The organism is Levilactobacillus sp. LN180102 (genome assembly GCF_050106635.1).
GTDB lineage: Bacteria > Bacillota > Bacilli > Lactobacillales > Lactobacillaceae > Levilactobacillus > Levilactobacillus brevis.
Map to the genome: position 1 here is coordinate 1 of NZ_JBNIIX010000045.1, position 1,386 is coordinate 1,386.

Consider the following 1,386-nt stretch of genomic DNA (forward strand, 5'->3'; position numbering starts at 1 on the left):
TGATAAAATAGTGGTGCTCATCAAGGTCCTTCTTTCTAATGGATTGTGTGGTAACACCATTAAAGACCTTGATGGGTTTTTCTGTCCACTTAAATGTTCAATTTAAATTTTACAATCTGCCTTATAAAAAGATATTTTGTTTTTTTACGGAAGTAGCTTTATAAAATGAGAAGTTTCGTTATATAATACGATATATCGTATTATGTAACGAGGTGATAAATATGAGAATTCAAGATCTTTTTATTGAGCATAATATTTCTGTTAAGAATATCTCAGAACAGACAGGTATTCCATACACAACGTTACAATCAGCGTATAAGCGGCCGCTGAAACATTGGTCTGTGGCAATTCTAGAGGCTACATCTGAGGCAATGGGAATGGGGATAGAACAATTGATTACATTATTGGATGTTTCCGATCCACTATCGCCCTTTATCAAATGGGTAGGTGGAAAACGACAGTTGCTCCATGATATTAACGCATTAATACCAGTTGAATTTGGTCGTTACTACGAACCCTTTGTTGGAGGGGGAGCTGTTTTTTTAAACTTAGCACCTAAACATGCAGTAATTAATGATTTTAACCCAGAGTTGATAAATACTTGGAAAATCGTTCAGTTTAACCCGCAGAAATTATTAGATGTGTTGAAAATTCATGAAAATAATAATAGTAAAGAGTATTATCTTCATTTGCGGGCTACCGATCGTAATGGTCAGTTGGAGAGAATGTCTGACGTAGAACGGGCGGCACGGTTTATTTATATGAATAAGACAGGTTTTAATGGTCTATGGCGAGTAAATCAAAAGGGACAGAATAATGTGCCCTATGGTCGTTACAAAAATCCTAAAATTCAAGATGAACGTATTTTATTAGCAGCTGAGTACTTACAGAAAAATGATATTAAAATTCTTTGTGGCGACTATCGTGATGCCATTCAAAGTGCTAGATTAGGGGATTTGGTTTATTTTGATCCTCCATATGCTCCAGTAAATCCTACATCGTCATTTACATCATATACAAAAAATGAATTTGGGTTACAACAGCAAATAGAATTACGAGACACTTTTGTGAAATTAACTCAAAAAGGAGTAAAAGTTATTTTATCAAATGCCGATGTTCCATTGATTGAGGAACTTTACAAAAATATCGATGATGCAGTAATTCATCATGTGAAAGCACGGAGAGCAATTAATTCGGTTGGATCGAAACGCGGAAAAGTTGGGGAAGTGCTCATTACTAATTATTAAGTGGGTTTTCAGTAATGAGGCTGTGACATAACTAGTCTCTTTATAATGGAATAGGACGAGAAACCGATCTTTGTTTTCTCGTCCTATTCTTTTGCTCTTGGAGTTGGCTACCAGTGTAACCAGTTTCTGGATATTCAAG

The 1,386-nt window shown here is 35.4% G+C and carries 1 protein-coding gene; it reads left to right on the forward strand.

The window, feature by feature from the left end; all coding sequences use genetic code 11:
* Positions 1-221 precede the first annotated feature (221 nt).
* Complete coding sequence (locus tag ACP4IT_RS12540) at positions 222-1,247, forward strand: Dam family site-specific DNA-(adenine-N6)-methyltransferase (protein WP_011666858.1); 1,026 nt, start codon at positions 222-224, stop codon at positions 1,245-1,247.
* Positions 1,248-1,386: the final 139 nt, after the last annotated feature.